Source organism: Mycobacterium talmoniae (assembly GCF_001854525.1).
GTDB classification, from domain to species: domain Bacteria; phylum Actinomycetota; class Actinomycetes; order Mycobacteriales; family Mycobacteriaceae; genus Mycobacterium; species Mycobacterium talmoniae.
The window spans coordinates 1-24,975 of record NZ_MLQM01000066.1 but is presented as its reverse complement, the minus strand read 5'-3'; the positions used below and the strand labels follow the sequence as shown (position 1 = coordinate 24,975).

At 67.0% G+C, this 24,975-nt stretch carries 34 protein-coding genes; 4 read left to right on the top strand and 30 right to left on the bottom strand.

Translation table 11 applies throughout. The features are described 5' to 3' along the window. From BKN37_RS29195 to BKN37_RS13690, 4 genes are all read left to right on the top strand, one after another. A partial coding sequence (locus BKN37_RS29195) for a hypothetical protein (protein WP_165618331.1) occupies nucleotides 1-358 on the top strand: 358 nt, incomplete at its 5' end. An 81-nt stretch (nucleotides 359-439) separates the two neighbouring features. Continuing rightward, nucleotides 440-718: a hypothetical protein gene (locus BKN37_RS13700; protein ID WP_071026683.1), complete on the top strand. Its 279-nt coding sequence runs from the start codon at nucleotides 440-442 to the stop codon at nucleotides 716-718. Beyond that, nucleotides 711-911 carry a hypothetical protein gene (locus BKN37_RS13695; protein ID WP_071026681.1) on the top strand — a complete coding sequence of 67 codons (201 nt, stop codon included), beginning with the start codon at nucleotides 711-713 and terminating at the stop codon, nucleotides 909-911. The genes BKN37_RS13700 and BKN37_RS13695 overlap by 8 nt, the downstream gene beginning before the upstream one ends. A 28-nt stretch (nucleotides 912-939) precedes the next feature. Continuing rightward, the gene (locus BKN37_RS13690) at nucleotides 940-1,218 is read left to right on the top strand and encodes a hypothetical protein (RefSeq protein WP_071026678.1); all 279 of its coding nucleotides are present in this window, start codon (nucleotides 940-942) and stop codon (nucleotides 1,216-1,218) included. A 110-nt stretch (nucleotides 1,219-1,328) separates the two neighbouring features. Here BKN37_RS13690 and BKN37_RS28865 read toward each other — a convergent pair whose 3' ends face one another. The 30 genes from BKN37_RS28865 to BKN37_RS13555 form a co-directional block, all read right to left on the bottom strand. Beyond that, the gene (locus BKN37_RS28865; RefSeq protein WP_131823598.1) at nucleotides 1,329-1,865 is read right to left on the bottom strand and encodes a hypothetical protein; all 537 of its coding nucleotides are present in this window, start codon (nucleotides 1,863-1,865) and stop codon (nucleotides 1,329-1,331) included. Further along, on the bottom strand, nucleotides 1,858-3,201 hold the full coding sequence (locus tag BKN37_RS13680; protein WP_131823597.1) for a hypothetical protein: 1,344 nt from the start codon (nucleotides 3,199-3,201) through the stop codon (nucleotides 1,858-1,860). The genes BKN37_RS28865 and BKN37_RS13680 overlap by 8 nt, the downstream gene beginning before the upstream one ends. A 183-nt stretch (nucleotides 3,202-3,384) precedes the next feature. Beyond that, nucleotides 3,385-3,792, bottom strand: coding sequence for a hypothetical protein (locus tag BKN37_RS13675; RefSeq protein WP_071026672.1), 408 nt, complete (start codon nucleotides 3,790-3,792; stop codon nucleotides 3,385-3,387). Beyond that, on the bottom strand, nucleotides 3,793-3,993 hold the full coding sequence (locus tag BKN37_RS13670; protein ID WP_083341770.1) for a hypothetical protein: 201 nt from the start codon (nucleotides 3,991-3,993) through the stop codon (nucleotides 3,793-3,795). Between the two features lie 56 nt (nucleotides 3,994-4,049). Continuing rightward, nucleotides 4,050-4,889: a DNA-methyltransferase gene (locus BKN37_RS13665; protein WP_071026668.1), complete on the bottom strand. Its 840-nt coding sequence runs from the start codon at nucleotides 4,887-4,889 to the stop codon at nucleotides 4,050-4,052. A 202-nt stretch (nucleotides 4,890-5,091) separates the two neighbouring features. Then, nucleotides 5,092-5,583 (bottom strand): hypothetical protein, encoded by a 492-nt coding sequence (locus BKN37_RS13660; RefSeq protein WP_131823596.1) that lies wholly within the window; start codon nucleotides 5,581-5,583, stop codon nucleotides 5,092-5,094. Further along, the gene (locus BKN37_RS13655; protein ID WP_071026665.1) at nucleotides 5,580-7,112 is read right to left on the bottom strand and encodes a UvrD-helicase domain-containing protein; all 1,533 of its coding nucleotides are present in this window, start codon (nucleotides 7,110-7,112) and stop codon (nucleotides 5,580-5,582) included. The genes BKN37_RS13660 and BKN37_RS13655 overlap by 4 nt, the downstream gene beginning before the upstream one ends. A gap of 67 nt (nucleotides 7,113-7,179) precedes the next feature. Continuing rightward, on the bottom strand, nucleotides 7,180-8,556 hold the full coding sequence (gene dnaB, locus BKN37_RS13650) for a replicative DNA helicase (RefSeq protein ID WP_071026662.1): 1,377 nt from the start codon (nucleotides 8,554-8,556) through the stop codon (nucleotides 7,180-7,182). Then, nucleotides 8,553-8,777, bottom strand: a complete 225-nt coding sequence (locus tag BKN37_RS13645) for a hypothetical protein (protein ID WP_071026660.1) — start codon at nucleotides 8,775-8,777, stop codon at nucleotides 8,553-8,555. Before BKN37_RS13645 ends, dnaB begins: the two co-directional genes overlap by 4 nt. A 72-nt stretch (nucleotides 8,778-8,849) precedes the next feature. Then, on the bottom strand, nucleotides 8,850-10,235 hold the full coding sequence (locus tag BKN37_RS13640; RefSeq protein ID WP_071026658.1) for a hypothetical protein: 1,386 nt from the start codon (nucleotides 10,233-10,235) through the stop codon (nucleotides 8,850-8,852). Between the two features lie 1,402 nt (nucleotides 10,236-11,637). Then, nucleotides 11,638-12,444 carry a hypothetical protein gene (locus tag BKN37_RS13635; RefSeq protein ID WP_071026656.1) on the bottom strand — a complete coding sequence of 269 codons (807 nt, stop codon included), beginning with the start codon at nucleotides 12,442-12,444 and terminating at the stop codon, nucleotides 11,638-11,640. 312 nt (nucleotides 12,445-12,756) lie between these two features. After that, nucleotides 12,757-13,587, bottom strand: a complete 831-nt coding sequence (locus BKN37_RS13630) for a DNA adenine methylase (RefSeq protein WP_242657245.1) — start codon at nucleotides 13,585-13,587, stop codon at nucleotides 12,757-12,759. Next, on the bottom strand, nucleotides 13,584-14,420 hold the full coding sequence (locus BKN37_RS13625; protein WP_071026654.1) for a DNA cytosine methyltransferase: 837 nt from the start codon (nucleotides 14,418-14,420) through the stop codon (nucleotides 13,584-13,586). Before BKN37_RS13625 ends, BKN37_RS13630 begins: the two co-directional genes overlap by 4 nt. Further along, nucleotides 14,414-14,710, bottom strand: coding sequence for a hypothetical protein (locus tag BKN37_RS13620; RefSeq protein WP_071026651.1), 297 nt, complete (start codon nucleotides 14,708-14,710; stop codon nucleotides 14,414-14,416). The genes BKN37_RS13625 and BKN37_RS13620 overlap by 7 nt, the downstream gene beginning before the upstream one ends. Next, complete coding sequence (locus BKN37_RS13615; protein WP_071026649.1) at nucleotides 14,710-14,898, bottom strand: hypothetical protein; 189 nt, start codon at nucleotides 14,896-14,898, stop codon at nucleotides 14,710-14,712. The genes BKN37_RS13620 and BKN37_RS13615 overlap by 1 nt, the downstream gene beginning before the upstream one ends. A 115-nt stretch (nucleotides 14,899-15,013) precedes the next feature. Further along, complete coding sequence (locus tag BKN37_RS13610) at nucleotides 15,014-15,202, bottom strand: hypothetical protein (RefSeq protein WP_071026647.1); 189 nt, start codon at nucleotides 15,200-15,202, stop codon at nucleotides 15,014-15,016. Nucleotides 15,203-15,300: 98 nt separating this feature from the next. Continuing rightward, nucleotides 15,301-16,191, bottom strand: a complete 891-nt coding sequence (locus BKN37_RS29190) for a hypothetical protein (protein ID WP_165618330.1) — start codon at nucleotides 16,189-16,191, stop codon at nucleotides 15,301-15,303. Between the two features lie 37 nt (nucleotides 16,192-16,228). Continuing rightward, nucleotides 16,229-16,357, bottom strand: a complete 129-nt coding sequence (locus BKN37_RS30180) for a hypothetical protein (protein WP_278184948.1) — start codon at nucleotides 16,355-16,357, stop codon at nucleotides 16,229-16,231. Next, the gene (locus BKN37_RS13600; protein WP_165618329.1) at nucleotides 16,354-18,684 is read right to left on the bottom strand and encodes a DEAD/DEAH box helicase; all 2,331 of its coding nucleotides are present in this window, start codon (nucleotides 18,682-18,684) and stop codon (nucleotides 16,354-16,356) included. The genes BKN37_RS30180 and BKN37_RS13600 overlap by 4 nt, the downstream gene beginning before the upstream one ends. A 223-nt stretch (nucleotides 18,685-18,907) precedes the next feature. Further along, nucleotides 18,908-19,165, bottom strand: a complete 258-nt coding sequence (locus BKN37_RS13595; protein WP_071026640.1) for a hypothetical protein — start codon at nucleotides 19,163-19,165, stop codon at nucleotides 18,908-18,910. A gap of 208 nt (nucleotides 19,166-19,373) precedes the next feature. Further along, a complete protein-coding gene (locus BKN37_RS29910; protein WP_071026638.1) occupies nucleotides 19,374-19,694 on the bottom strand; it encodes a hypothetical protein in 321 nt (106 codons plus the stop codon). Then, nucleotides 19,691-20,065 carry a hypothetical protein gene (locus BKN37_RS13585; RefSeq protein ID WP_131823594.1) on the bottom strand — a complete coding sequence of 125 codons (375 nt, stop codon included), beginning with the start codon at nucleotides 20,063-20,065 and terminating at the stop codon, nucleotides 19,691-19,693. Before BKN37_RS13585 ends, BKN37_RS29910 begins: the two co-directional genes overlap by 4 nt. Before the next feature lie 204 nt (nucleotides 20,066-20,269). Beyond that, the gene (locus BKN37_RS13580; RefSeq protein WP_071026634.1) at nucleotides 20,270-20,509 is read right to left on the bottom strand and encodes a hypothetical protein; all 240 of its coding nucleotides are present in this window, start codon (nucleotides 20,507-20,509) and stop codon (nucleotides 20,270-20,272) included. Then, the gene (locus BKN37_RS13575) at nucleotides 20,506-21,684 is read right to left on the bottom strand and encodes an alpha/beta fold hydrolase (RefSeq protein ID WP_242657244.1); all 1,179 of its coding nucleotides are present in this window, start codon (nucleotides 21,682-21,684) and stop codon (nucleotides 20,506-20,508) included. Before BKN37_RS13575 ends, BKN37_RS13580 begins: the two co-directional genes overlap by 4 nt. Further along, nucleotides 21,681-22,199 (bottom strand): hypothetical protein, encoded by a 519-nt coding sequence (locus BKN37_RS13570; protein ID WP_071026630.1) that lies wholly within the window; start codon nucleotides 22,197-22,199, stop codon nucleotides 21,681-21,683. Before BKN37_RS13570 ends, BKN37_RS13575 begins: the two co-directional genes overlap by 4 nt. Next, the gene (locus BKN37_RS27765; RefSeq protein ID WP_083341771.1) at nucleotides 22,196-22,897 is read right to left on the bottom strand and encodes a DUF1643 domain-containing protein; all 702 of its coding nucleotides are present in this window, start codon (nucleotides 22,895-22,897) and stop codon (nucleotides 22,196-22,198) included. Before BKN37_RS27765 ends, BKN37_RS13570 begins: the two co-directional genes overlap by 4 nt. Then, nucleotides 22,894-23,304 carry a hypothetical protein gene (locus BKN37_RS13565; protein ID WP_131823593.1) on the bottom strand — a complete coding sequence of 137 codons (411 nt, stop codon included), beginning with the start codon at nucleotides 23,302-23,304 and terminating at the stop codon, nucleotides 22,894-22,896. Before BKN37_RS13565 ends, BKN37_RS27765 begins: the two co-directional genes overlap by 4 nt. Next, complete coding sequence (locus tag BKN37_RS28860; RefSeq protein WP_131823592.1) at nucleotides 23,301-23,654, bottom strand: hypothetical protein; 354 nt, start codon at nucleotides 23,652-23,654, stop codon at nucleotides 23,301-23,303. The genes BKN37_RS13565 and BKN37_RS28860 overlap by 4 nt, the downstream gene beginning before the upstream one ends. Nucleotides 23,655-23,876: 222 nt before the next feature. Further along, nucleotides 23,877-24,065, bottom strand: a complete 189-nt coding sequence (locus BKN37_RS28850; protein WP_131823590.1) for a hypothetical protein — start codon at nucleotides 24,063-24,065, stop codon at nucleotides 23,877-23,879. 68 nt (nucleotides 24,066-24,133) lie between these two features. Continuing rightward, the gene (locus BKN37_RS13555) at nucleotides 24,134-24,664 is read right to left on the bottom strand and encodes a hypothetical protein (protein WP_071026685.1); all 531 of its coding nucleotides are present in this window, start codon (nucleotides 24,662-24,664) and stop codon (nucleotides 24,134-24,136) included. Nucleotides 24,665-24,975 lie beyond the last annotated feature (311 nt).

Here is a 24,975-nt window from a genome sequence, read left to right as displayed (position 1 = left end):
CACCGCACCAACGGACACCCCGGCCCCGGCCGACCGCGATCCGGCCGCCACCCACCACAACTACGACTGGACCACCCTCGCCGAACACCTCCACACCCTCACCACCACCCTGGAGCCGCCCCAACTCACCACCCTCGACCACATCCGCATCACCGCCGCCGCACACCACCACCACCGCACCCAACTCACCACCACCGCCCAACAACTCACCACCCTCGCCAAAACCGCCCTCGAAGCCGGAGCCACCAAGACCACCATCACCCAAACCGCCCACATCACCCGACCCACCCTCAACACATGGCTCAACAAAACAAACAACACCGGGAGCAGCTGCGGTGACGACAACGAGCCCTACTAGAAGAGGCGCGAGTCGGGGATTTCACGTTCTGATCTGTGTTTTTGCTTGACTGTAGTTATAGCGCGCTATAACATAGACATCATGGACACGCCCACCTCGGAGCTCACCACCGACATCACCGCCGCCCTCGCCGCCTACGGAGGCTCATGGAAGCCGCGCTGGCCGGCATGCAAGAACGCCATGGACGACGCCTACGGCAACGCGGTGGCGATCCACGACCAGGGCGACACCCTCCTTGTCGAGTTCGAATACACGCTCGGCGGCCGCGTTGAAACGCTGCACCTTGACCCGACGACCGGCGCGCGCCGCATCGCCGCAATCATCGCCGCTCTTGCGGCAGCCCCCCTCGAAAATGAGTGACCAGCTGCTAGAGCGCATCAAACGGGTCAGCGCTCGTCGCATCCGCGCCCAATCCGCCATCAAGAAGGCCGACGCTGAGCTGCGTGGCCTCGTCCGCGAAGCCTTCGCCGCCGGCCACACCGCGCAGGCCATCGCCGACAGCGCCGGGCTATCTGCCCCTCGGGTCTACCAAATCCGCGACGGACGCCGATAGCACAGCTAGCTAGGAAAGGAATCCCCCAATGGCAGGTAGCTATAACCACGTGGTGGCCGACGATGGCCAGCTCCTCGTTAACGAACAGCTGCAAAGCATGCTGGAGTGCTGTAGTGGCGATGTCTACGAGGCGATAGCAGAGATGTACGGCATGATCTGGTGGCTCGCCGACCAAAATACGTTGGACCGCACTCAATCACCCGAGGGCTGGACGGCCGCGGAATGGGTGGAACGCGCCCGGCAGAGCTATCACCGAGGTCTTGATGCGAGCCCTGGCGTCAACGGTCGTCATCCGGTAGAAGACTGACCTCAACGGTTACCGGCTGCGCCGCGGGCGAACCCCTACTGCTGGTGTTCACCGTGCGCGGGCGCATGGGCTCGGCCATCGCTACCCGTCCCTGAGTTGCTCAGCAGTCTTTATCCGATGACGTCGGTAGGGGTGAGCATGTAGTCGGCGCCGGCGCGTTTTTCGGGGTACAGGATGCGCACGACGGTGACGTGGACTTCTTCGTCTATGTACTGGACTTTGATGGGTTCGTCGAGCATGCGGCAGGCCGCAATCTGGTCTCCGGCCCGGACGAGGGTGCGGATGGTGGTGATGAACGTGGCGCTGACCTGCAGGGTTGTTTCGATCTCGCGTTCATGGTCGATGCGTTCGACGTCTTTTGTGTCGGTGCTGGTCACGAAGGCGACTCGGACACGCAGGCTGATGTCCCCCGGCGGTGGAGGTGGCGGCGGTGGGGGCGGTGGTTTTTCTTCTTCGGGTGGTTTTTTCCTGCGGCGGCGCCACCAGTCTTTGGCGCGGTCGACGATGCGCTCGCCGGTGCGGCGAACCCATCCGCCCCGGCCGCCGGCGCCACTGCTGGCCTCGCCCCCGCGACCGCCTGAAGCGCCGGCGTCGCCGTGGCCAGCGCCACCAGAGCCCGGACCGAGCGGGGTGAAAAAGTCACTCACTGGCCCGCCCCAGGATGCGGTGCAGTAGGCCGCTGCGTCGGTGCGGGGTCGCCGTTTGGCTGTGGTCTGTCGTGGCGGGAGCGGTTTCCTCGGAGACGTGCGGTATTTCTTCTTTGACCCGGTATTTGCCGTTTAGTTCTGAGGTGTCGTCAAAGATGGTGGTGTCGAAGTCGTCGGGCACGATGTAGTACCAGGCGTCCATCTGCGCGGCGACCGGCAACAGTTTGTGGTCGCGATGGATCCGGGCGGCGTACCTCAAGCTCGTCGCACGCACGTGGGCGCGGATGTCGCCCGACCACGCGGGTTGGTGCTGGCAGGTACCGGCGGTGTGGTCGAGGCTGAATGCCATGTAGTAGCGCTGGTAGATCGCTTTGAGCATCGCCTCTACCGCAGGATCGCCGGCGGCTGCGGTGAATGCTTTACGTATCGCTGCAGCCCACGACTCCAGTTTTTTCCCGGTGTGCGGGAACACCCAGGCCTCGCCGAACTTGATGTCGTCGACATCGAGGCCCAGTCCGCCGTCGGCGGCGCCGGCGATCATCTGCTGCACGGTGCGCGTGCATACCGGTACTGCACGAACGGCGTGGCTGGCTTGCTGGGCGCGATGCACCCGCAGGATCGGCGGGATCGCCAGGTATTCCAGCGCAGGTAGCTCAACCTCAACCACGGCATCTGGGACTTTGGGGTCGTGCCAGTCGACCTGACCGCCGGGCATGCGTTCGGGTTGTCCCATGCCTAGACGGGCGGTTCCTACCGCAGCCAGCACGGCGCGGCGCTGGTCGACGACCACCACCTTGTGCCCGGGTGGAGCGTCGGGGATTTTGGCGGAAAAGCTGGGCTCGAAACGGGTGGGCTCGAGATCGTCTCCGAGCGGCCACACTCCCTCGACGGGAGGGGGCTTCCAAATGCTTTCCGCGAGCCGCGCCCCCAGGGTTGCGGCCGGGCCTGTGGCGTCGATGCGTAGGTTTTCGGTGATCCACTGAATGCGGTGCACGATCTCGCCCTCGGGGTCGTCAGTGACCAGATCGTCGAGCACGCCGCGGTGCCCGTCGGTCAGCTTGCCCAGGCGCGCGACCACGATTTCGGCGATCGGCCGCTCGCGGGCCTGCCAGTGCGGGAACACCGTGAACCGATACGCGGACTTTTGCACCACCGGCGTGACTGAAGCTGTTTGGAAGGCCGCTTTGAGGTCGGCGCGGATCCACTCCGCGGTGGCCTTCTTGTCGTCGGCCTGCGCCAACCATCCGAACCGGTCTGCCAATTGCGCACCCAGCAACCAGACGGTCGGCGCTGAGATGCCTTTTTTGTCGCCCAGCCACCTCACCAGCTTGGCCACGTCAATCGCCGAGCTCGGCGAACGCTCCAACAACACCTGACCCGTGGGCCCGCATACTCGATCGTCGTGCACAAACACGCTCGGCCGCGGCCCTGACTTGATTACCATCGCCGAGATCCTCCCCGTCGTCGTGCGCCAACAGTCGTTGGTACACCGGCTGTTTGAGCTGCGGGCTGGTCTGGGTCAGGAAGCATGTTGGGCCCCGCGGGCCTGGCGCGCCAACGACGAAACCCGTTGGAAGCTGATATCGAGCAGGTAGCCGATGTCGGTGAGGGAGAATCCGGCCGCGCGCAGCTGTGCGACCGCCTCCCGATACTGCTTGGCTGCTGCCTTTTGGGTTTGCGCGGCGTGGTCGGAGCGTTCGATGGCTTCGCGGGCTTGCGCCTGGGCGTGCGCCGCGGCTGGGTCGAGCTCGACGCGGACGTCGACGTCGACGTCTTCGGCAGGCACGTCTTCGAGGAGGTGTACCGCATCGGCGACCATGGCCGGGACCTCCTTGAGGTTGCGCGCCTGGGTGAACGCTCCTTGCACTTCCGGGACGTTCACCGCCCACCATTTTCCGGCGCGCACCGCTTGGGCTGTGACCTTCATCTACTCGCCTTCCTGCCCGATGCCGAGCTGTTTGCGGATCGCCTTGACCGTCAGGTCGTTGATCTCGCGGTGTCGGGCAACCACTGTCCGGCGGCCGCCGGCGCTCACAACGGTGTGGTTGGCCCCCTCGACCTCGCGGTACGCCAATCCGTTGTCCTTGGCGTGGGCCCTGATTTCTTTGATGATGTCTCTCCTCTTCACAACGGTAATTCTACCCCCCCTTGAATGTCAATTCAAGGGGGGGTAGAGGATTTGGTTTACCTGGCAGGTGGGCTCGCCCCTAGACCGGCGTTCGGTCCGTGTTCGATGCCCAAGGCCAGGCCCAGGGCGTCGTGTGCTTCGGCGAGCCGCGCGGACGCGATTTCGACGTAGGCGGCGCTACGCTCGACCCCCAGGAATCGTCGGCCTTCAGCCACGGCAGCGACACCGGTGGTGCCCGAGCCGGCGAACGGGTCGAGCACCCTCCCGCCGGCCGGCGTCGCTCGCAGCAAATACCGCATTAGGTCGACCGGCTTGGCGGTGATGTGCTTGCGCTTGGATCCTCGCGGGGCCGATATGGAATACACGCCTGGCAAAAACGGCGGCACATGGTCTGGATCCGGCGCCCCGTGGCTGCCCCACAGCACATATTCGGCGTCGTTGGCGAACCCGCGCTGTGGTCTGGCGCCGCGCTTGGCCCACACCACAATCCCGCGCCAGCGCCATCCCGCGATCTGCAGCGCATCGCTGAGCGCCGGCAACTGGCGCCAATCGGTGAATACCAGCGCGGTGCCGCCTGGCCGCACCACCCGCAGCGCCTCGGTCAGCCAGCGCTCACACCACAGCGTGAACGACCGCTGATCGCGCTCATCGCCGCCGAAATCCGGCAGCGCATGGCCGTGGGCCGAATCGCTGCTGACGTACTTGCTCGCCGCGCTGCGGCCGGTGCGTGATGCTGACGACGTCCCGCCCGAACAGTAGGGCGGGTCCGTCACGATCGCATCAAACGAGGCCTCCGGTAGCTGCCGCAGCACCTCCAGGCACTCTCCCTGAACCACCTGGTTGCGCTCGAGCGCACCAGCCGCCTGGGCCCTGTGGTCGTTGGTGGTTATGGTCATCGAACATTCCTTCCACCAAGCACCGTTGTGTGCTCAGTCGAACGACCTTGCCAGAGGCCACCGACACTCTCCTGCCCCGTAGTTCGGTATCCAAATCCTTTGTGCACCAATGCTGAATGGTGACTACCCGGTAACTGCACCGCTGGCATCCTGGGTTTCTGGGTGCGCAGGTCCTCGCCCCGCGGGCGGTGTTCATCCGTCTTTACGTTCGGCCGTGAGTGTGGCTCGGCGCACCGCCATCCGGTCCGGCGGCGGCCGCCAGCAGCGCCTGCATCTCGGCGGCGGGCATGTCCGCGGGCAGCGCATCGAGCAGTGCCCCCAGCACCATCGGAGCGGCCGGTGAGGTGGTGCGTACGTCGATGGCGGCGATCAGCGCGTCCAGGTAGGCCAGCGCCTCGGCGTGGTCGTGTCGCCACAGCCACGCCACCACAGCACCCGCCTCAGCGGCGATACCGCCTACCTCGCCGTCGTCGCTGCAGGCTCGGGCGGCCTGCGCGGCCGCGGAGTCGGCCAGCAGAATGCGGCGAATCGCCGGCGGCACGTCGGCGGCCGGCGACATCAGCACCGCTTGCGGCCGGCGCCGCGCACCGACCAGCACCCGGGCCCGCGGATCGGCTGTCACGGTGCGGATGTGTTCGGCGAGCCGCTTGGCGAACGCGTTGGTGGGCTGCACGCCCTCGCCTGGTCCAGTCACCGGGCGGCCGCCGCTGGGGTCCCGAACCCGCGCCCGCAAGGCCCGCCCGGATTCTGCGCGCTGGCGTCCTGCCGGTGGTGGGCATACCGGTCAATCCACGCGAGCCCCCCGCGGTCGAGCCGACAGCGGGCCCGTGTCACCGCCACGTACGCCAGCATGGCGTCGGTGCGCGGGATCCCCCCTTCGCCCCCTGGATCGCCGCCGCCGTTTTGTCGGGGCTCTGGGTAGTCGTCGGCGATTTTGACCGAATTCCACTCCCTTCCTTTGGCTTTATGTGCGGTGGACACGATCGTCTGGGCTCGACGTTCTTCGACCAGGGCCGCGGCCGCTTCGAGGATAGCGTCGGTGCCGTGGGCGTCGATCAGGTCGACGAACGGTTTGAGGTCACGGCCAGCGGCCTCGGTCTCGACGTACTCTTGCAGGCCCGCCCAGGTGGTGAATGCGTACAGTTCAGGGTGGCTAGTGCGCCGCCCGGCTTGCAGGTCGGCGGCCGCCCGTGCCAGGTTGCGGATCGTTGTCGCGCCGCCCACTAGCGCGACCCGGCGGCCGGCGGCGAGGCTTGTCATCACTTGGCGCATCGCTTCAGCGTTGGTGCGGCATAACACCGCACGGGGAGCATCGAGGGTGGCCAGGCGCGAGTCTTGGGCGGGGTTGCCGGTCAGCCGCAGCGGTGTGTCGAGCTGGGCGAGCCATTTGTTGGCTTCGGTGGCAATGACTGGTCCGAACCGCCACGACTGCGACAGGTAGAGACACTCGTCGGCCGGCCACCCCCGTAGAGCATCGCGGGCGCCGCGCCATTCGTACATCGACTGATTACTGTCGCCGACCGCGATCAACTGGGCGTGGTCCTGCTGCTGTTTGACCAGCTCCGCGACAACAGGATTGGAGTCCTGGGCTTCGTCGAGCATCACGATCTGCGCGTCCAGGCGCGGCCGGGTCAGTGCCCACATCTTGAGGTGATGATCATGTTCGAACCGCAGCATCCCGTCCCGGTCACGCAGATCGCTCCACGCCCGTCGCGCATACGGCAGCACCGCGGCGGCAAGATTCTTGTGGTCCTCGCCGAGGATGCCGGTCTGGTAGGGCACATGTCGGCACTTCGGCTCGTCGTCGGCCGAATAGCAAAACGCGCGCACCGTTTCCACCGCGATCCGCGCCACCTGCACAGGTGAGACCTGCAGATCCCGACGCAGGTCGATCCACGTCGTGCCCAGCAGCTCGGCGGCACGCCGCGCGGTTTGGCGCGGGCCGCCCAGCCGGTGGCGGTAGTCACGGCCGACCGCAGCGAATGCCAATGAGTGCGCGGTGCGGCACTGGGCATGGGCAGGGAAGCTCGCGGCCGCCTCGGTGGCGATGGCCTTGTTGAAGGCGATGTAAAGCACCGTCGTGTCACGCACGGTTTGAGCCACCATCTTCAAAGTGCTGGTCTTGCCGGTTCCCGCGCCCGCCTGGATCACCAACTGTCGTCCCGCGCGTGCGGCCTCGATGATCGCCGCCTGTTCGGGTGTTGGGTTGAGTTGTTCGGCCATGTAGTCCGCCTTCCCTGAAGGGTTCACCCAACACTCTACCCAAGTGCCGTTAGAAATACCGGTGATATTAACTGTAGTCGTGGGGGAGGTCGCTGAATTTGCTGACGTGCAGACGTTGACAAACTCGGCACGTTCGGGGCGCTGGCCCGTTGCGCTGTTTGGCCACGATGAGGTCGGCTTCGCCGGCGCGCGGGCTGTCGCGGTCGAAGGCATCGGGTCGGTGGACCAGGATCACGACGTCGCTATCCTGCTCCAATTGGCCGGATTCGCGCAGGTCAGACAGTTGCGGCACCTTGTCGGCGCGCTGCTCGGGGCCGCGGTTGAGCTGGCTGATCGCGATAACCGGCAGATCGAGTTCCTTGGCGAGCAGTTTGAGATTGCGGGAGAACTCGGCGACCTCTGCTTGCCGGGATTCCACGCGTTTACCCGCGGTCATCAATTGCAGGTAGTCGACGACCACCAGCCGCAGGTCCGCCTTTTGTTTTAGCCGGCGGGCTTTGGCGCGGATCTCCATCATGGTCAGGTTCGGTGAATCGTCGATATACAGGGGGGCCTGGCTGATTTCGCTCATGCGCCGGGCCAGCCGGGTCCAGTCGTCGTCGTTCATCTGGCCTGAGCGCATATCGGCCAGCTTGACGTTGGCCTCAGCCGATAACAGTCGCATGACGATCTCGGACTTGCTCATCTCCAGGGAGAAGATGACGCTGGCCATCCGGTGTTTGATCGAGCAGGACCGCAAAATGTCCAGTCCCAGCGTGGATTTCCCGAGTCCGGGCCGGCCGGCGATGATGATCATCTGCCCGGGGTGCAGCCCGGTGGTGATGTTGTCGAGTTCGATCAGCCCGGTCGGTACGCCGCGCGCGATACCGCCATGCGACGCGATGGCGTCGATCTCGTCCATGGTGGGCTGCAGCAGGTCCTCCAGTGGGACGAAGTCCTCGGAGAGTCGCCGGTCGGCGACGTCGTAGATCTCGGCCTGGGCGCGGTCGACGATCTCGGCGACGTCGGCGCCTTCCGCGCCGGCGTAGCCGTACTGGACCACCCGGGTGCCGGCCTCCACCAGCCGCCGCAGCAGCGCCTTTTCGGCGACGATGCCGGCGTAGTAGCCGGCGTTGGCCGCGGTGGGCACCGTGGAGATCAGCGTGTGCAGATAGGGTGCCCCGCCGATGCGGCGCAGCAGGCCGCGCCGGTCCAGTTCGGCGGCCACCGTCACCGCGTCGGCGGGCTCCCCGCGCCCGTACAGATCCAGGATCGCGTCGTAGATGTTCTGGTGGGCGGGCCGGTAGAAGTCCCCGGGCCGCACCCGCTCGAGCACGTCGGCGATGGCGTCCTTGGACAGCAGCATGCCGCCCAGCACCGACTGCTCGGCAGCGAGATCCTGGGGCGGCTCGCGGCCATCGGTGTAGGCCGGCGGCGGCCGGCGGCGGGTCTCGGTGGTGGTCATGCGCTGACCCGGGCCGGTACCGGGGTGATGAGTTCGCTCGCCGAACCGGCCCGTACTGTCCAGCCGCGGGCGACCAGCGCGGCACACTTGCCGGGGTCTGGCTCGAGCCACTTCCAGACATCGTGCGGGTGCGGGTAGTTGCTGCGGGCGTGCCAGGTGTAGGGGTGCCCGTCGGGCATGACCAGCAGCCAGCCGGGTTTGGGCGCGGAGTGAGCGGGCATTGTGTTTGTTTCCTTTCGTGGAGTTGTTATGAAACGTGTTGTTCTGTCGCAGGTTTCACGTCGGTAGCAGGGTCAGCAGGCCTCCTTTCTGACGCAGCTATCGACCGAGACGACGTCCGCGTTCGGTTCAGCTGCCGGGCACTCGTCAGAGCTGAGCAACTCCCAGCACTCGTCGCAGACCGGTGCCGGGGCGGGAAGGCTTTCGCGGGTGACGGCGCCGGCGGACTTACAACGCATGCATCGGCCAGCCGGGGTTGCAGCGATCAAATCCTCGATCGTGAGCCACAAATCCCCGCCCGCCGCGGGAGCTTCCCCCGCGTCGAATTCGTCCGGCTGTGGCTCATGGACAGCCAGCCAGCGGCGTACAGCGAATCGCAGGGGTTCGTGCGGGTACTCGCGGCGTACAGCGCGAGCGGCGTTGACGGCCGCGCGCTGCTCGGTCAGCTCGGCGGATTCCACCACGGGTGGTTCGTGATCAGCAGATTCCGGGTCGGTGCGGTACCGGTCGGTGGTGGCCATCCGGCGCGCGACTTCGGGGCCTACCTCGGCGACCAGCTCGGCGTAGTCGCAGGCCAGGCGATTGACGAACCGCTTGGTTTGGATCGCGTCGTGGGCGCGGTCCCAAGCTCGCTGCAGCGGCCGTAGCCGCGGCCCCGCACCCAGCATGTTCTTGGCGAATCGCACACGGGCGAGCACCAGCGGTTTGTGCACCTGCTCGGGCAATGGAGCGCCCAACACCGCGATGACCTGGTCTTCACGCCACCCCCGCTTCAACTGCGCCTTGATGGCGGCTCCGATGCACCAGCGGATCTTGGCCGGGGCTTGGCGGTAGCAGTCAGGGAGCACGGCCAGTACCCGCCCTACCGCACCGGGTGCAACATCGACCTCGATCGGTCGGGTATGGGTGGGCTCATCAGCCGGGTCGTGGGCAGCGGAGGGTAGGGAGGTGTTGGAAATACCTGTATAGAGGAAACGCGGCGGCGAAAAGTTGACATTTTTTGGCCCGGATCGCCGCAGTTTCGGCTCCGAATCCGGGGGGGCTTGAGCTGGTATCGGGGCCTGTGTAGGCGGCGCGTCGGCGGGGGGATCGGGAAGGTCGCGACGCCAGTAGCGGACGCCGTCGCAGAACTGGGGATGGATCTCCACGCAGGCGAACCGGCCGCGGCCGCGGGCGGGCCGGTAGACGATGAGGTCGAGCGCGGCGAGCCGGGCCAGGAGCCGCCCGATCGTGAACTTCGAGAGTGCTCGTGTGCCGGCCGGCAGATTGGCTGAGACATGACGCAGCGCCGGTTCGTCGAGGAGCTTGTTATGGCCCACCGTCAATGCCAGCACCGCCGTAAGGACCGCCAGCAGCCCGCAGCGCAGCCCCAACTCGGCGGCGCGCGCCTCGACCCGCCGCCGCACCCGCCGGGCGTCAGCGAAGCGGATCCGCCGCTGCGGGCAGCGCGTCTGGCCCATCACTCACCTCCTCGAGGTCGGCGAGACCGGCGGGCGTGATGCGACGGGGCACGATCGCCAATGACGCGGGTACGGGCGGTCGGTGGTTGCTGGTCGTGCGGATGGCGGCCGATAGGCCAGGGCATCACCGCGTTGGTCACGGCGACGGGCGGCAAATGGGAATCAGGCAATGCCGGCAAACCCAGGCGCAGCGGGGCCATCCGCTGCGCCATAACCACGCCCGAGGCGGTATCAGCGCTGGTAAACGGCGGTTGCTCTGATTTCAGTGCAGGAGTGAGTGCGTTGGGAAAAGGCAACAACTCACCCTGAGTACGACTAAGCAAAGTCGTGCCCTTCGTTGTAGGGGGCCGGCTCACGGATGCGGTGCCATCACCACAAGACGGGATGGGCACGTTCTCGCGGACAGCCCTTGAGTGACTATGGAATTAGCTGTGCGACAACGCGACTACCGCGCGAAAACCACCCCCTTCGGCTGTCTGCTGCGCGAGGGAAACGTGGTCCTGGGGGTAGCGCTCGCGGGCAGGTAGCCGCTACGGCAGCCGCTGTTCGAACACTGGGTGCTCGAGCGCAGCCCGATGGGGGAAAAGCGGGGCTGGCCGACCGGCGCCGCGCTCCCGGGGAATCTGTCCGGCAAGACGACGAATAGGCACTGCATCGTCGCGCAGCCGCTTGCAGCCGCACGGCAGCGACAGCACCGCCGTAAGCACCGCCAGCTACCCGCATCGCAGTCCTAACGGAACTGCACGGGCATCAAACCGTGAATGCGCCAACCACGCCTTAGCGGTCCAGTTACGGCACTGCGGCCGCCGTAGCTGGGTCCACTGTCGGACGGCGCTAATCGTCTGCGACGAGGTCCTACGAAACGTGCGGAGGACGCGCGATGTGTCGTTTTGCCGCCCGCAAACGGGCGCGACACTGAGTCGCGCGGCATTAGTGCAGGTCAAACGCGAGCGCGCCGACACACCGGTATTCAGTGTTGCGGGGATTTCTGGGTAGCCGCTACCCTTAGAACTACCGGTCACGGTAATTCCCTTCGATTCGAAGGGACCCCGAGAGCGAAGTTGGCAGCTTCCCTCTCAACAAGCGTTCCGGAGTTCCCGCTCCGGACGGGTTCACGGTTTAGCCGATTCCCACATCCCCCACTGGGGGGCTTGTGCCCTTTTCGGGCCGATCCCGCTATGCAGTTAGGTCATATGCCCTGCACCCAGGGCCTAGAACATGTGTTCGGGCCTCCTTTACCTAGTCGTTATTCCCAATCGCACCATGCCGGCCCCCTGGGATCTCGGATCGACACGGCACAGCACCCTGGGCGATGCCAGCGTCCAAGGTGCGTTGGGGCAGCCACAGATCGCAAACGTCCGCGTCCTCACGCCGCCGACGCATTTGGTGCAGATCGCGGTACTCATACGGAATTCCTTCCTGTGGGCCGCGATATGACACGCCACCTGCTTGCTCGGCGGGATGCGTCCGTGTCTAGGCCCGCTAGTGCGTCGACCTTCCAGTCCACGCGGACCCGGGCCTGGAAGACATCGCCGTCGACGACCGGTACGCGTACGGCGCCGCGCACCATCGGCGTTTCGGTGATGATCCGCCGCAGCGAGGACAGGTCTTCGGGTGCCGGAGTGATCAGGAACCAGGTGGCGATTCCAGCGTCGTGAAGTGCTGTATCCGTTGGCGGTGTGTAGACGCGCTGTAGCCGGATCTCAGCGCCGTGTGCCGCCGTGTTGAGGGTTTTGCCGAGGCGATGTTCGTGTCGATCTAGCCGCCAACCAACCAGGGCCCATTGCAGTCGGGTGATGGGGCCCCAGGACTGGGGTTCTAGCGGAGCGCGAAGCCATGCGATGCTCGCGAACAGGCATATGCCCGCCTCCCAGAGACTAATCATCGTGGCCACAGCCTTGAGAATCAGCAGCAGCTCGATAACGCTGAAGATGGCCAAGTAGGTCAGGTCGGGAATCGGTTCAGACCAACCGAGCCAGTCGTGGGCGGGTGCCGACGCAAGCGAGCAAATCCACGCCGCCGCGGTGCAGCTCAACGCGATCGACAACGCCGGCCACCCATTACCGTCGCGGCCAGCCCGCTGAGCATGCCGCAACCCGAGGACGCCCACAACGATGAGGGCAAGGGCCGCGGTGACGGCGAAGGCCAATCGGCCGAGCAGGAAGAGTTCGGACGGCGTGATATGCAGGGCGGACGGTGGTATGGGCATCGCGCTTTCCCCTTTCAGAGCCAGGCGTTGTCAAGGGCTGCCCGAGAAACTCCCGCGGCGTTTTGACGGGCGACCATCGGATATGTGGCCGATGGCTGGCTGAGGTGTTTAGTCACCGCGAGCCCCCCGCGCCCAGCCGAGCAGGATTCTTTGCGGGATTGCTGAAGTGGGGTGTGCCGCGCACGGGCTGATCGCCCCCGGCCCGTGCTGCCCGCCGTGTCGATCCGCAACGCTCGCACTGATCGAGGCCCTCGTGGAACACCGAGGCGACGTAACGATGGCCGGACCGGTCTGTACAAGCGGGCATGTAGGTCATGACGCGACCACCTCCGGATCGAACAACGATGGATTACTGATCGTTCGGTTTGACCAGAACACCTCGCTCCGCGCCGCGCAGGTGCCGCCTTGCCCTGTGACTGAAGGCATTTCGACGCGGTCCCAGTCGGCGAGGGTGGTGTCGTACAGATCATTTGCATAGCCGCTAAGGACGACGGGTCCGCGGGCGCGCAGCAGTTGCTCGAGCAGCTCGGCGTGCTCGTCGCCGCTGGTCATTTCTACCCGGTAGTTGCGGTGGCGGGCGCTGCCTATGTAGGGCGGATCGACGTACAGGCATACGGTGTCGAAGCAGCCGTATGCCGCGATGATCTCAAGGGCAGGGCGGCATTCCAGGCTTACGGCGCGCAGCCGCGCGGCGACCTCATACATCCTGCCGACGTAGGCGTCCAGATAGGCCGGCATTGACGCGGACGAGCGGCCAGGATCGATGTAGTACCTCCAACCGGTCTTGCGTAGCGTCCCGGTACGTCCTTGGCTGATACGCACCCAGGCCCGGCGGGCCCGCTCGAGGTCGTCGAACTCATCGAGGGGCGCGGCGTAGGCGGCGTCGTGTTCGGCCCGCGAATGCGGGGTCAGTGCACAAACCCGCGCGAGATCGACGGGCCGGTCGCGCAACATTCGCCAAAACACCATCAGGTCGGCATCAAGATCGTTGACTGTTTCCATGCGGCTGGGCCGCTTGGCCAACAAGACCGCCAACGATCCGGCGAACGGTTCGACGTAGTGCTCATGCGGTGGCAGCAACGCAGTGATCCGGTCGGCCAGACGGATCTTGCCGCCGTAGTAGGCCATCGGCGGGGCGATCACGAGGTCACCTCAAACAACGTTGGTTCATCGACCGCCGGCGGGTCGTCGTCGACGTGCTTCTTCATCGCCTTCGCGTCCCGTACACCGGCTTTCGCCTGCGGTGCCCCGGCGAGCGCGTTCCGCAGCGCCTCGTAGTCGCCGTAGCCGCCACCCGACAACGCGGCACACAGGGCGTCGATGACCGGAATGCCTTCGGGTGTGCGCATCGTCGTCATCCCGACCACGTTCTCCATGACGAACGTCTTGGGCCGGATCTCACACACCAACCGGGCGAACTCGAACACCAGCGAGTTACGCGGGTCCATCACGTCGCGCTTGCCCGCTACCGAGTACCCCTGGCACGGCGGCCCGCCCGTCACGCAGTCGACCTCACCGACTTCTAGGCCGAGGTCGTCGAGGATGCGCTGCCCGGTCAGGTTGCGCACGTCGTAGAGGTAGAAGTGCTCACAGCCGGGATGGTCTGGCGGCTCGTTGGAGATCCAGCCGGTGCCGATGTGCGCGTCGAACGGCACCGCCTTGCGAGCGGTTTTGCGCTTACCCGCCTTGGATGAGCGTTGGCCGTCTGCGATGGGATGGGTTGGGTCGACGTGGATCTTCACGCCGGGCCGCGCGAGGTTGCACAGGTACGTCAGCGACGCGGCCACGTCCCACTCGACGGCGGCGGCCACGTAGTACCCCGCCTGGTGGAACCCGCACCCGAATCCGCCGGCACCGCAGAACAGATCGACCGCGATAGGCCGGTCGTGCCGGCGCTGCGGGCGTGGCGGCAGGTATAGGCCCGAGTCGGCGCGCTCCCACGCCTCGGTGGTGTCGTAATCGCGCACCGTCAGCATTCGACCGCCCCGAACAATGCCAGTTCATCGGAAGAATCAACTGCGGCCGGGTTGGCGTGCAGCATGATCCGACCCTCCGGCGTGAGCCGGCAGCGCTGGAGGTTGTCGCCCGGAACGTCTTCAATCAGGCCGTGTGCGATCAGCGTGTCGACGGTGTACCCGGACACCCGCGGAAAGCCATCGGTATCGACGGATTCGAGCGCAAACAGGATCGTCCGCTTCCGTTGCGCCGCCAGCTCGCGCTGCTCCTGGGCAGCGCGCTCGGCCATGAAATCGTCGTACGCCGTCATCACACCTCCCGGTATTGGTTGCAGTCGCAGAATCGGCAGGCCCCGTACGGTGCGCCCCATTCGTGCTCCAAGCGGTAGTGCGGGCAGCACACGCCGGGCAGGTTGGGCCGGAACCCGGCCAGCGCGGCGTCAGGGTTGAACCGCGGGGTGGCCCGCGCGGGTGCGAACAGGGCGAGCTGTGCGCTCATCGTGAGCACCGTTCGTCGTGCCGGCCGCCGAGGCCGCCGCACTCGGTGCAGCGCTGCGCATGCGGGTCCGGCGGATCGTGGCGGTCCCAGGTGTTGTCGTTGGCGTGGTAGTCGTTCACAGCCCGTGCCGATCCAGGATGGCGATGGTCTCGCACGGCCAAGGAACATCGCAGTCGCCGCACCGTTCAATTCCGGGCGGCAGCACCGGACGGTGCAGCTTCCGAATCTCGCCGATCGCGGCCTGCAGCGACGAAGCGCGGGTGTAGTCGCAGCGGCCGGCAGTGTGCGGCGGGTGTGACGGCATGGGCCGTCTCCCGGTGCGCACGGCTCCGCCGGTAGCCCCGCCGCGGTCGGTCACTGACGCGGTGAGGCGATGACGTAAACGGGCAAAGGTGTGCATGGTCAACGACCTTCCTGATGGGAGGTGCCGGGATCGCCGGACATGTCACCGGCAGCGGTGTCGGCGGTAGTGGTGGTGTCGTCGGCGGCGCGGTGCCCGTACACCACAAACGGCTCCCCTGGGCCGGCCCCCCGCAGGGTGCCGCCATCCACGGTCTCGCCCGGCCAGGGCGCGCCCATGGTGTCGCCGCCGGGTGCGGGGACGGACTCCAACACGGTGACCTTGATCCAGGACGCGCGCACCGGGGCGGGATCGTCGGGGTCGGCGGCCACGAACGTGCGCACCTGCGCGGCTGCCGGGGCGGCGTACTGGATGACCGCGTGGGGCAGCCGGGGCGGGTCGTTGAACTCCCATCGCACCCGTGTGACCAGCCGCCGCGGCACCACCGCGCGGGTGTCAAACGCCACTGTGTTGATGAACCAGGTGCCGTCGTCGAGCACCAGGGTGAACACCGGCCCGTCTGCAGGTCCGCACCCGGCGTCGTCCTCCCGGTGGTGGGGGCAGGTGTCTTTGCCGATAGCGAACGGCACCAACCGATCCGGGGTGCCGTCATGGTGCGGGGCCGTTGGCGCCGCCACGAACAGATCACGGCCGCCGCCGACCGCATCCGGTCCCCGCGGGGCCGGGGCGACCGCTGCCACAATCACCGCCAAACCCGCGGCCGCCGCGGCCACCGCCAGCCACGGCGGGCGCATCAGGCGGCGGCCGACGAACCACCGCAGCCGTTGCCGTGCCGCCGACTGCGCGGTGCTGGCGCCGGGACCGGCGCCAGCACCTAACCCGGCAGCATCGCTGACCGGCTCATCGCGGACCGTTGATCGCGTGCGGCCAAGCTGAGGGCGGTGATGCGCGGCGGCTCGCCCCCCGATCACGGCGGCAGCCGCGATAGCCATCGTGACAACGGCGATTCGGGTTGCAGCGGTGGTCATTTCAGTCCTCCAGTTCGTGGAAACGGGTCATGATCCAGCGGCCGGGCATCCGGGTGCGGGTATGGTGGCCCCGGCCGGGGTGGTTGCCCGGCTGCTCGCCGCGACCGCGGCGGGTGATTCTGGTGTTCATCCGCGCGGTGCTCCTTTCAAGCGGGCCACGGCCTGGGGTTTGGCCCAGTCGGGGTCGAGGTTGTCGAGAAGGGCACGCCGGTGGGCGGGCATCGATCCGGCGCGCGTGAGGCAGCGCTGCCGGTCAAACCACTTGCCGAGCGGCTCACCACCGGGGGTGATGTAGTCGCGCGGTACCCGCACATGCCCATGCCGGGCGCGGAACTGCGCGAGTTCTCCGAGTCCGGCTCGCCACCGTGATTCCAGAACGTCCCACACCCACCCCGTGAAGGCTTCAACCTCGGCGACCTGTGCCGGTGTCAGCCGCAGGCGCCGTTTCCGCAGGTGATGGCACCACTGGCCGAGCAGGAAACCGTCTGGAGACACATAGTTTTGCGACGGGCTGGCATGCCCATGCTGGGCGACGAACTCACGCAGATGGGCGATCCCGTTGGCCCAACGCTCGGCTTCGGGATCCAGCGACAGGCCCGCCGCCCGCAGCGCGGCCCGCCGCTCGGCCGACAGCCGCCCACGGCGGGCATCGGCGCGCTGGACACTGGCCCACTGATCCAGCGCGAACTCGTCCGGGCAGCGGTAGCCGCGCGGAATGCGGGTATGACCATGCTCGGCGGCGAAGGCATTCAGCCGGGCCAGCCCTTCCCACCACGCCGCGTCATGCAAGTTCCACACCCATCCGAACACCGACTCCAAGCGTGCGATCCGCTCCGGGGTCAACCGCGCCCGGTTACGGTTGCCGCGCACCCACGCCCCCAACGGAAACCCGTCGGCGGTGACATAATTGGCCGGCACCCGCGCGTCACCGACCCGCTCGACATAGGCTTGCAGCTGCGCGAACCCGTGATCCCAGCCGGGAGTGAGTAGCCGCAGGGCACGGACCTGCAGCGCCGCCCGCAACTCCTCCAACCCCTGGGCGCCCGCGGCGTCAAGCACCACCACTTTGTCCCGGCGCCCGCCGCCGCCCCGGCCGCCTGTGCCGCGGCGGCGGACCAATTCATCGGCGAGCTGAGTATCGTGGTCGGCCAACGCCAACAGGGTGCGGTACACATGCCGAAACCGCGACGAGCGCACCTGCGCCGCCAGATCCCTCTCCGTGTCGACGAGCACCGGCAACACGATCACCGCCGGATCGGCCCGCGTGGGATCCAGGCGCAGCGCCCGCCCCACACACTGGGTGATATCAGTGTGCGACGTCCGCGGACCGGCGAACACCACCCCGTCCAGCGCGGGCACATCGATGCCCTGCCCCAAACAGCGCACATTCGACAGCACCGCCCACCGCCCCACACCCGGGTCGGCCAACGTTTCCAAAGATTCGGCGCGCCGCCGCGCCGGCGTCGCACCGTCCACGTGCATCGCCACAAGCCCGGCCGGGCCACCATCGGCGGCCACAACCTCCCCAAGGGTGTTCGTGAATTCCTGCGAGCCGCCAACAGTGTTGTGGAACACCATGATCCGCCGCAACCCGTACGTACGCGCCGCCGCCGCGACCGCAAGCTGCACCGCCACCCGCTGCGCCGGCAGCACCTGCTCGCCCACCCGCACCGAACCGCCGCCCCCGGCCGCAGTGATCGCCTCACGTACATCGGTGTCGGTGACCGCCACCACCGCCACCACATAATCCGACAGCAACCGGGCGTCGATCGCGGCCCGCACCGCCAGCGGAGCCACCATCGGCCCGAACGCCACCGGATCGTCCATACAAAACGCCGCCGCACCAGGACGGCGCACCCGCGGTGTCGCCGTCAAAAAAATCCGCGCCGCCGCGGGAACCTTCACATCATCAACCACGGTGCTAAACGCAGCCTCGAACTCCCCAGCACACCAGTGACTTTCATCCGCCACCACCGCACCCCAGGGCTGCAGGGCATGCGTGCGGTGCGCGTCGGCGATCCGCGGGCTGGACTGATACGTCGCGAACACCACCACCTGCGGATCGGTGGGACGCAGCGCCGCGGCCAGCGCGCCGCGCACCCAGCCGGCCAGCGCCGCCGGGCTCGTCGACACCGGCACCTGCGCGAACTCCCCGCTGGCCACACTGGCGTCATGACAAAACACGAACGGCGCCAACGGCCGCGAACTGTGCCGCGTCCAGGCCCGCAACGTTTGCGCCAACAGCCCCACCGTCGGCGCCAACACCAGAATCGTCGACCGGCCACGAGGCGCCACATGCTGCGCCAACCGCTGCCCCACCAAAGTTTTCCCGGTCCCGCACGGCAACGCGATCGTGACCCGGTCATGGACGGTCAAATGCTGGCAGGCCTCATCGAACGCGGCCTGCTGATGCGGCCGCAACGCCAGCGCCAACGTCACCGCACTCGGTTGCGCCACGGCATCGACATCTGCTGCCGGGACCATCTGTGCTGCCGACGTCACGCCGCGCCCCCCGTAAGCGCACCGCCGACCGGCGCACCCATGGCCGCAACGTCGCCACAGGGGCGCGTGGTCGTGCAGCGTTCGCACACCTCGACATCGCGGTGGAACACCGACGCAACGAACCGATGCCCCGACCTGTGCGTGCACGGCCCAACCGAGGCGAAGTCGACGGCGGCGGTCATCGGGTGGCCTTCCAAATCGCGTCCAACTCACGCAGTTCACGATCGCGGCGCCGGGCTTCACGAAGCGCTACCAGATGCGCAACCGCGTCAGCCTGAACGGGGTCACTGAGGAACTGGGCAACCCCTTCGTGCACCAACTCGGCGACAAGCTGATGCGGGCGCCGGCCCAAAAGGAAGCACACGGCCAGAAACTCCTCAACAGAGGCGGCGCCAGTGACGCGAAACGTCGTACGCAACTCATCGCGCGGCCTCATACCCCAACCACCCCCACGGGTAACCGGCTGCGAACCGGATGGCTCTTCGCCGCGGTGCAGCGGCATTCCTCCCGGCCGCACCACACGCACACCTCGGCCCCGGCGCAATCGGGGCACATCGCGGTCGCACCGATCAGCCACCCAAGCGCGGGCGCCGTCGTCCCCGATGGCCGCGGCTGTGCGACCACACCAGTTGCACCTCCTGCGCTCACCCATGACGCACCCCCAGGCCTTCGTCGCCGTATGGGTCGTGAGGTCGCGGATTGCCTGTCTCGCTGTGGATCGCGCACCACTGGCACGCCGCCTCGCCGCACTCGCATCCCGGTTGACTCTGCAACGCCTCGCGCAGGTCAGCGGCCAGCATCGGGTAGTCGCCCTCGCATGACTTGGCATAGGCCGCCAGCGCAACGGCGGCGTGCGGATCGCTGGTGTAGGCCAGGACAAAGTACGGCCCCTTGTCCTTCCCGTCGGCCCGTTCAACGCAGTACTTGCCGTACAGGCCGCGCTGCCGGTCGTCGACCGCGGTCATCGCGGGATCACCGAGACCGGGAAGGCGTTGGGAGTGCCGGCGGTGACGTTCCGCCAGGAGAAGCGGCCGAGTTCCGGGTCGACGACCACAGCCCAGACGTGCCGCACATCACCGGCCGTGTAGGCGGCGTCCTCAGGGCTTATGCCGGTGGCATACACGTCGTAGTCGTTGGCGAGCCGCGCGAACTCGGCGTCGTCATCGTGGCCGTACTTGTACAGCCCGCTGCTGTCCTCGTCCTCATAGAACGGGTAAGTGTGTGTCTCGTCGTACTTCAGCTCGAAGTCGGCGGCCGTGAGCGACGCATATGCAGGCATAAAGACTTTCCTTCCGGCGAGCTCAGGCATCGACGCTTCGCCCAAGACGGTGTTCATGGCGTAGTGCAACTCGCGGCCGCCGGCGGCCGGTAACTCGCGGCCCGGCCGGCCTCCGCTGCATCGGCGGCGGCCAGGAGCGCGGCAGCGAGCAGGCGGGACTCTTCGGGCAAAGCGTTACTAGCCGGCCGAAGCGACTGCCAACAGCGATGGGGGTCGAACGACGGCCTGGGCTGGCGCCGAAGTACACCGTAGGTGGGGTGGTCATAAGCCCAGCCGTTCCACGATGCGCAGCGTGGGGCATGGTGCACCGTTGTGGTGATCGTGGTGACCGCTGCAGCTGAAGCGTCGCTCGCGTACCCCGTTGAGGCAGCAGTGATCACACAACGTGATGCCACCAGGCGCCTCGATCACCTTGTGAAGTGCCCGGAGTTCACCGGCCAACACCTTCAGGGCGGCGCGACTCAAGTCCGAGCCCGAACCGGTCTCGAGGATGCTGGTCATATCGACACTCCCGCAGCAGCCAACGCGTACCCACCACCCGCGGTGATCGCATCCACCGCACCGGCGCCGGCCACCGCGTCGGGCTGGTGGGGCATGGCCATCACCTGCCGGACGGCCTCGTCGATCACATGCGGTACCTGCTGAGGCAGCATGTGCCCGGCATCACGAACATGGACATGGGTGGCACCAGGGATCGCGGCCGCCAACTCCTCGGCGCGATCAGGCGGGGTCAGCAGATCATTCCCGCCACTGACAATCACGGTGCGCGCACGGATCGTCGGAAGCACCGCCATCTGGTTGTGATCACGCAGACTGGGCAAGAAACCCACAGCGGTCGACACCGGTGTCCGGGTCAGCGCGGTGACTGCGAGGGTGGACACGGTGGCGCGCTCAGCCCGACCACAGCCATACCAGCGTCCCAGCGCCGCGCACACGGGCCCCGCCATCGCCTTGAGCAGATGTTCGGGAGTATGCGTGAGCAGGGCAAACAGCGCTGGTGTGGCGGGGGTGGCCAGCAGTCGCCCCAGGCCGCGCTGGGTGAGGTTGCCCGCTGCGGTCGCCACCAACACCAGCCCCTCGGGATCAACCGGACGCTGCGCGGCAGGCCGCGCCAGGTAGGCCAAAGCCACCATCCCACCCATCGAGTGCCCGATGAACGTCACCGTTCCGGTCACGTCCAGGGCCGCCAGCACTTCGGCGAGGTCCTCGGCGAGTTGCTCGACGTGGTAGGTGTGCATCGGCGCCGGATCAGACTGGCCGTGGCCGCGGTGATCGAAAGAGACGATCCGAATGCGGTTGCCGTAACGACGCCGCAACTTAGCGATCTGGCGCGCCCACGCCACCCCCGCCAGGCAAAACCCGTGCAGGAACACAACCGTGTGTTCGGCGCATGCGGGGCCGTAGTCGTGTACTGCTAGCCGCACACCATCGCTGGCAACCACCTGAACCGCACGATGCCGGCGCTGCCGGGCGGGTCGGCCAGAACCGACCGCGTCCGCGCCAGCCCCAGCACCATCGGCGGCCGGCGCGGACGTATGACGGACCATCAGGCGCTCTTTCCGGTGGTGGCGATTCTGAGGATCCGGTGCCTGGTCGAGCCCAGCAGTTGCAGACGAATCGACCCACTCACTGCCGGGCCGGCGGCGGCCGGACATGGCGATGATTGGGGTACTCATCGGGGCTCCGCAGAAACGAATCCCGGATGCGTGCAGTGGTTCTCATCGCACAGCGGCGTGCACACTTGGATACGCCAGCCGGTCAATTGCGACGCCAGACGGGCACGTGAGCCGCACTTGCCGATCGCGTGAGCGAACGGAGTCCCGATGTCGGTGACGACCGTTAGCTTGCGCTCGACCCGATCGGTGATGGTGACGCTGAGAACAGGTGCGCTTACCGCGTTGACGACGTAGCGGATGGGGTCGGGGTCGTATTCGACTACTCCGATGGTTTCGCCCCACACGTCGCTGATGAGGCGGATGCGCCGACCTGCTTTACCGATGCAGGCCGGCGCGGCGGCGTCGATGCCGGGCATAGCGGGTGTGACAGCGACCAGGGTCAGCAAGCCCGGCTCGCGGGCCGCGTCGACGATGTCGATGACACCAAACGCGACTTCGCGGATGTGCTCACGAAAGAGTGCCTCGACCTCATCGACAACACCACCCGCAGAGGCGGTTAAGGGCGATCGCGTCATGATGTGGGTACTCCTGTTCTGTACGGGACGAGAAGGGGTTCGCTTAGCCCCGAAGGTGAAGCGCTGCACCGCGGGGAGCGATTCTGGGAGCGCGGGTCCTCGTCGAGGCCAGTTGGATCGGCCAATAACTGGCTCCACCGACCATCGACATCAACGAACCCGCCCGGATGTCCGGCTGTGAGCGTGTGCAGCGGCGTGTCCGATCGCAGATACAACGGATGGCGCGGTTGGCCGTTAGCGGTCCAGCCAAGAACCGCCACGGACCCACCGCGGCGAACCCGGCTCTGCCAGATGCGGCTGGCCACTGCCCGTGCATGAGCCGGATCCGCGCCCGCGCCCCACGCAAAGACGATCAGGTCGTGAACTGCGGCAAGCCAATTGAGGTACAAGTCGTTGACGGGGCTGCGCGGATCGGCCATGTAGGCAATGCGCCGAGGGTCGGTGCTCACCGCGTCATAAAGGTTGGCGACGGTATAACCCGAAAAACCGAAGCCCGCGCTGAAACTGTGGAACCGTCGCGAGGTGGCGTCCTCGCGGTGCCCGCTAGCCGTTGAGGGATTCAACCCGATCCATCCGACGAGAGGACCCATCCCCCAGCGTCGCCGCAGCATGTGGCGGTAGCGCCCGTCACCAGAGAAGAGCGCCCACGACCCGAGATCTCGCCGGCGCGGTAAGTGCAGATCAAGGGTCAAGGTCATGGCCGCCCCCTGGTGGGGCACACCAGACCCGCGCGACGAAGCCGGTCGAAGGCGTAGCCAATCGATGCCCGACAGAACGGGCCATCCATGCCGCAACAGGTCAGGCCGCGGTCTTGATGCCAGCTATGAATCCAGCGCCATGTGCGCGCCGTGGCGACCCAGGTGCCCGGCCCCGGCTGGGTGTAATAGCCGTCATCGGAAGCGGTGGTGAAACACCCGATGTATCCGCCGGATTCGGTGATCACCACGACCGTGTCATCAGCGCAGGCCAGCACCGCCAGGACACGGGCGCGGTAGGCGCCGTTGGGCCAGATGACAGCACCGGGCCGCAAATCCCGCGCGGCGCGGATCCGGGATCGTGAGCGCCGATCGTGGGGCCGTTGAGATGGCGCGCTGGCGGTGGTCATGGGCGCGGCCCGCCCTCGCGGCCGACCGTGCAGCTTGAGGGCACATCACCCCGCGGGCCGGAGTGCGGCAGGTAGCTGCTGTCGGGCAAATCCGGCTGTGGCCGAGGAGCGTCGTAGGCGATACCGTCCGGCGGATCGATGACCACGGTGACAGGTGCACGGGGGTGGTGGTCGATGATGATGTCGGCCGGGCGTTGCCGATCGGCGATAGCGGTGGCAATCATCCACCCGGTAACGACTATCGCAGCAGCGTAGAGGACATGGACGGCGTTGCGACGTAACGCAACGTCGTGGCCGGAACCGCTGGGGCCGACCCCCTCGTGGACAACGGCATCGGTGGTGTGACTCATGTCGGCCCGACCTGCACTGGGCGGGGTTGACCCGGGTGCACGGGCTCGAGCAGCTGCCCCCCGTGGCCGCCCAGGGCGTAGCGGGCATGGCAGTCATTGCATCGAGGCCGCCCAGCCGAATGCGACCGCGCCCGGCAATCGACGCAGAGGCCGCGGCGGTAGGCGTCGTGGCGATCCAACACCCTCGTGTCGCGTCGAGACTGCGCGCCGGCTGCGTCCATGTCAGACCTCCTTTGCCAACGGCGAACTCGGATGAGCCCAATGGATGTGGCGTCGGCCGGGGTGCCGGATGCGGCGAATGTCGCCGCGGCGGGCCAGTGCATCGAGCTGCCGATACACCCGCTCGCGATACATATCCCGAAACCGGCCACCGCGCTGTTGCAGCCGGGACTGCAATTCCCGTGTCGTCATGGCGGATCCACCGCTGCAGAGCAGCTCAAGCAGCACCGCACGAACCCCGGCTTCATTAGTGCGTCCGCTCACCGGGTCCTCCCGAATGCAATTGCCGGACTGCCAACTTCGGCAATAAACCGCACGGCCATGGCCGCGACGCGCGCTGCCGGAATGCGCACATCCGCGCCGGAGGTGACAGCTGACCACAGCGTGTCGTACTCACGCCTGACAAACCCGAATCCTTCGTGCGTCGAAACCAGGGCATGAGCCGGACCGACCAGGCCTCGCAGGTCTCTGCAGACGGCGGCCGCCGCTTGACAACGGCGTTTCGCCGATCCAGTACATTCACACAAATCGGCGATGAACCGCACCGCCATCGCGGCGGCCTGAACCGCCTCAGCCCGTGCGGACTCGACCCGGTTGCCGCGGACCTCGTCCCAGAGCTCATCGACCTCTTCGGCCAGCAGCATCGCCCCTTCATCGGCTGAAGCCCACACCCGCGGATAGCAGCGGTAGCTGGCGACGACCTCGGACCACACAGCCTGCTCGGCATCGTGGTATGGAGCGGCGAGATCACCGCCGGCGGCGGCCGGAATCAGCAGATGCAGGGACCTCACGATGCCACCGCCCACAGCGCAGGCTCGACCTGGCGGGCGCAATCGAGGCACACGTCATCGCCGCGAATGCATGCAGCACCACAGACCTCGCACACGTCAGCACATCCGGCGCAAATAGCCCCGCCTTCACAACGGACCGGATCGACAACCAGCCGTGCACATACCGGGCAGATCTCCCCATCCGGCAACTGCGAATCTGTGTGGTTGATCCGGCCGTGGGGGCGGGGGGGGGTATTTGCGCGGGGTGTGCTGGCGTGCTGGCTCTTGTATGCATCTGGTGCGTGCGGCGGCTGTGTAGTGTGACGGTGGTG

Bases quoted from the DNA above. Each gene is read 5' to 3' on its own strand.
- BKN37_RS13700 (WP_071026683.1), top strand. From the start codon at position 440: ATGGACACGCCCACCTCGGAGCTCACCACCGACATCACCGCCGCCCTC.
- BKN37_RS13695 (WP_071026681.1), top strand. From the start codon at position 711: ATGAGTGACCAGCTGCTAGAGCGCATCAAACGGGTCAGCGCTCGTCGC.
- BKN37_RS13690 (WP_071026678.1), top strand. From the start codon at position 940: ATGGCAGGTAGCTATAACCACGTGGTGGCCGACGATGGCCAGCTCCTC.
- BKN37_RS13675 (WP_071026672.1), bottom strand. From the start codon at position 3,792: ATGAAGGTCACAGCCCAAGCGGTGCGCGCCGGAAAATGGTGGGCGGTG.
- BKN37_RS13665 (WP_071026668.1), bottom strand. From the start codon at position 4,889: ATGACCATAACCACCAACGACCACAGGGCCCAGGCGGCTGGTGCGCTC.
- BKN37_RS13655 (WP_071026665.1), bottom strand. From the start codon at position 7,112: ATGGCCGAACAACTCAACCCAACACCCGAACAGGCGGCGATCATCGAG.
- dnaB (WP_071026662.1), bottom strand. From the start codon at position 8,556: ATGACCACCACCGAGACCCGCCGCCGGCCGCCGCCGGCCTACACCGAT.
- BKN37_RS13645 (WP_071026660.1), bottom strand. From the start codon at position 8,777: ATGCCCGCTCACTCCGCGCCCAAACCCGGCTGGCTGCTGGTCATGCCC.
- BKN37_RS13640 (WP_071026658.1), bottom strand. From the start codon at position 10,235: ATGGGCCAGACGCGCTGCCCGCAGCGGCGGATCCGCTTCGCTGACGCC.
- BKN37_RS13635 (WP_071026656.1), bottom strand. From the start codon at position 12,444: ATGCCCATACCACCGTCCGCCCTGCATATCACGCCGTCCGAACTCTTC.
- BKN37_RS13625 (WP_071026654.1), bottom strand. From the start codon at position 14,420: ATGCTGACGGTGCGCGATTACGACACCACCGAGGCGTGGGAGCGCGCC.
- BKN37_RS13620 (WP_071026651.1), bottom strand. From the start codon at position 14,710: ATGACGGCGTACGACGATTTCATGGCCGAGCGCGCTGCCCAGGAGCAG.
- BKN37_RS13615 (WP_071026649.1), bottom strand. From the start codon at position 14,898: ATGAGCGCACAGCTCGCCCTGTTCGCACCCGCGCGGGCCACCCCGCGG.
- BKN37_RS13610 (WP_071026647.1), bottom strand. From the start codon at position 15,202: ATGCCGTCACACCCGCCGCACACTGCCGGCCGCTGCGACTACACCCGC.
- BKN37_RS29190 (WP_165618330.1), bottom strand. From the start codon at position 16,191: ATGGCTATCGCGGCTGCCGCCGTGATCGGGGGGCGAGCCGCCGCGCAT.
- BKN37_RS30180 (WP_278184948.1), bottom strand. From the start codon at position 16,357: ATGAACACCAGAATCACCCGCCGCGGTCGCGGCGAGCAGCCGGGCAAC.
- BKN37_RS13595 (WP_071026640.1), bottom strand. From the start codon at position 19,165: ATGAGGCCGCGCGATGAGTTGCGTACGACGTTTCGCGTCACTGGCGCC.
- BKN37_RS29910 (WP_071026638.1), bottom strand. From the start codon at position 19,694: ATGACCGCGGTCGACGACCGGCAGCGCGGCCTGTACGGCAAGTACTGC.
- BKN37_RS13585 (WP_131823594.1), bottom strand. From the start codon at position 20,065: ATGAACACCGTCTTGGGCGAAGCGTCGATGCCTGAGCTCGCCGGAAGG.
- BKN37_RS13580 (WP_071026634.1), bottom strand. From the start codon at position 20,509: ATGACCAGCATCCTCGAGACCGGTTCGGGCTCGGACTTGAGTCGCGCC.
- BKN37_RS13575 (WP_242657244.1), bottom strand. From the start codon at position 21,684: ATGAGTACCCCAATCATCGCCATGTCCGGCCGCCGCCGGCCCGGCAGT.
- BKN37_RS13570 (WP_071026630.1), bottom strand. From the start codon at position 22,199: ATGACGCGATCGCCCTTAACCGCCTCTGCGGGTGGTGTTGTCGATGAG.
- BKN37_RS27765 (WP_083341771.1), bottom strand. From the start codon at position 22,897: ATGACCTTGACCCTTGATCTGCACTTACCGCGCCGGCGAGATCTCGGG.
- BKN37_RS13565 (WP_131823593.1), bottom strand. From the start codon at position 23,304: ATGACCACCGCCAGCGCGCCATCTCAACGGCCCCACGATCGGCGCTCA.
- BKN37_RS28860 (WP_131823592.1), bottom strand. From the start codon at position 23,654: ATGAGTCACACCACCGATGCCGTTGTCCACGAGGGGGTCGGCCCCAGC.
- BKN37_RS28850 (WP_131823590.1), bottom strand. From the start codon at position 24,065: ATGACGACACGGGAATTGCAGTCCCGGCTGCAACAGCGCGGTGGCCGG.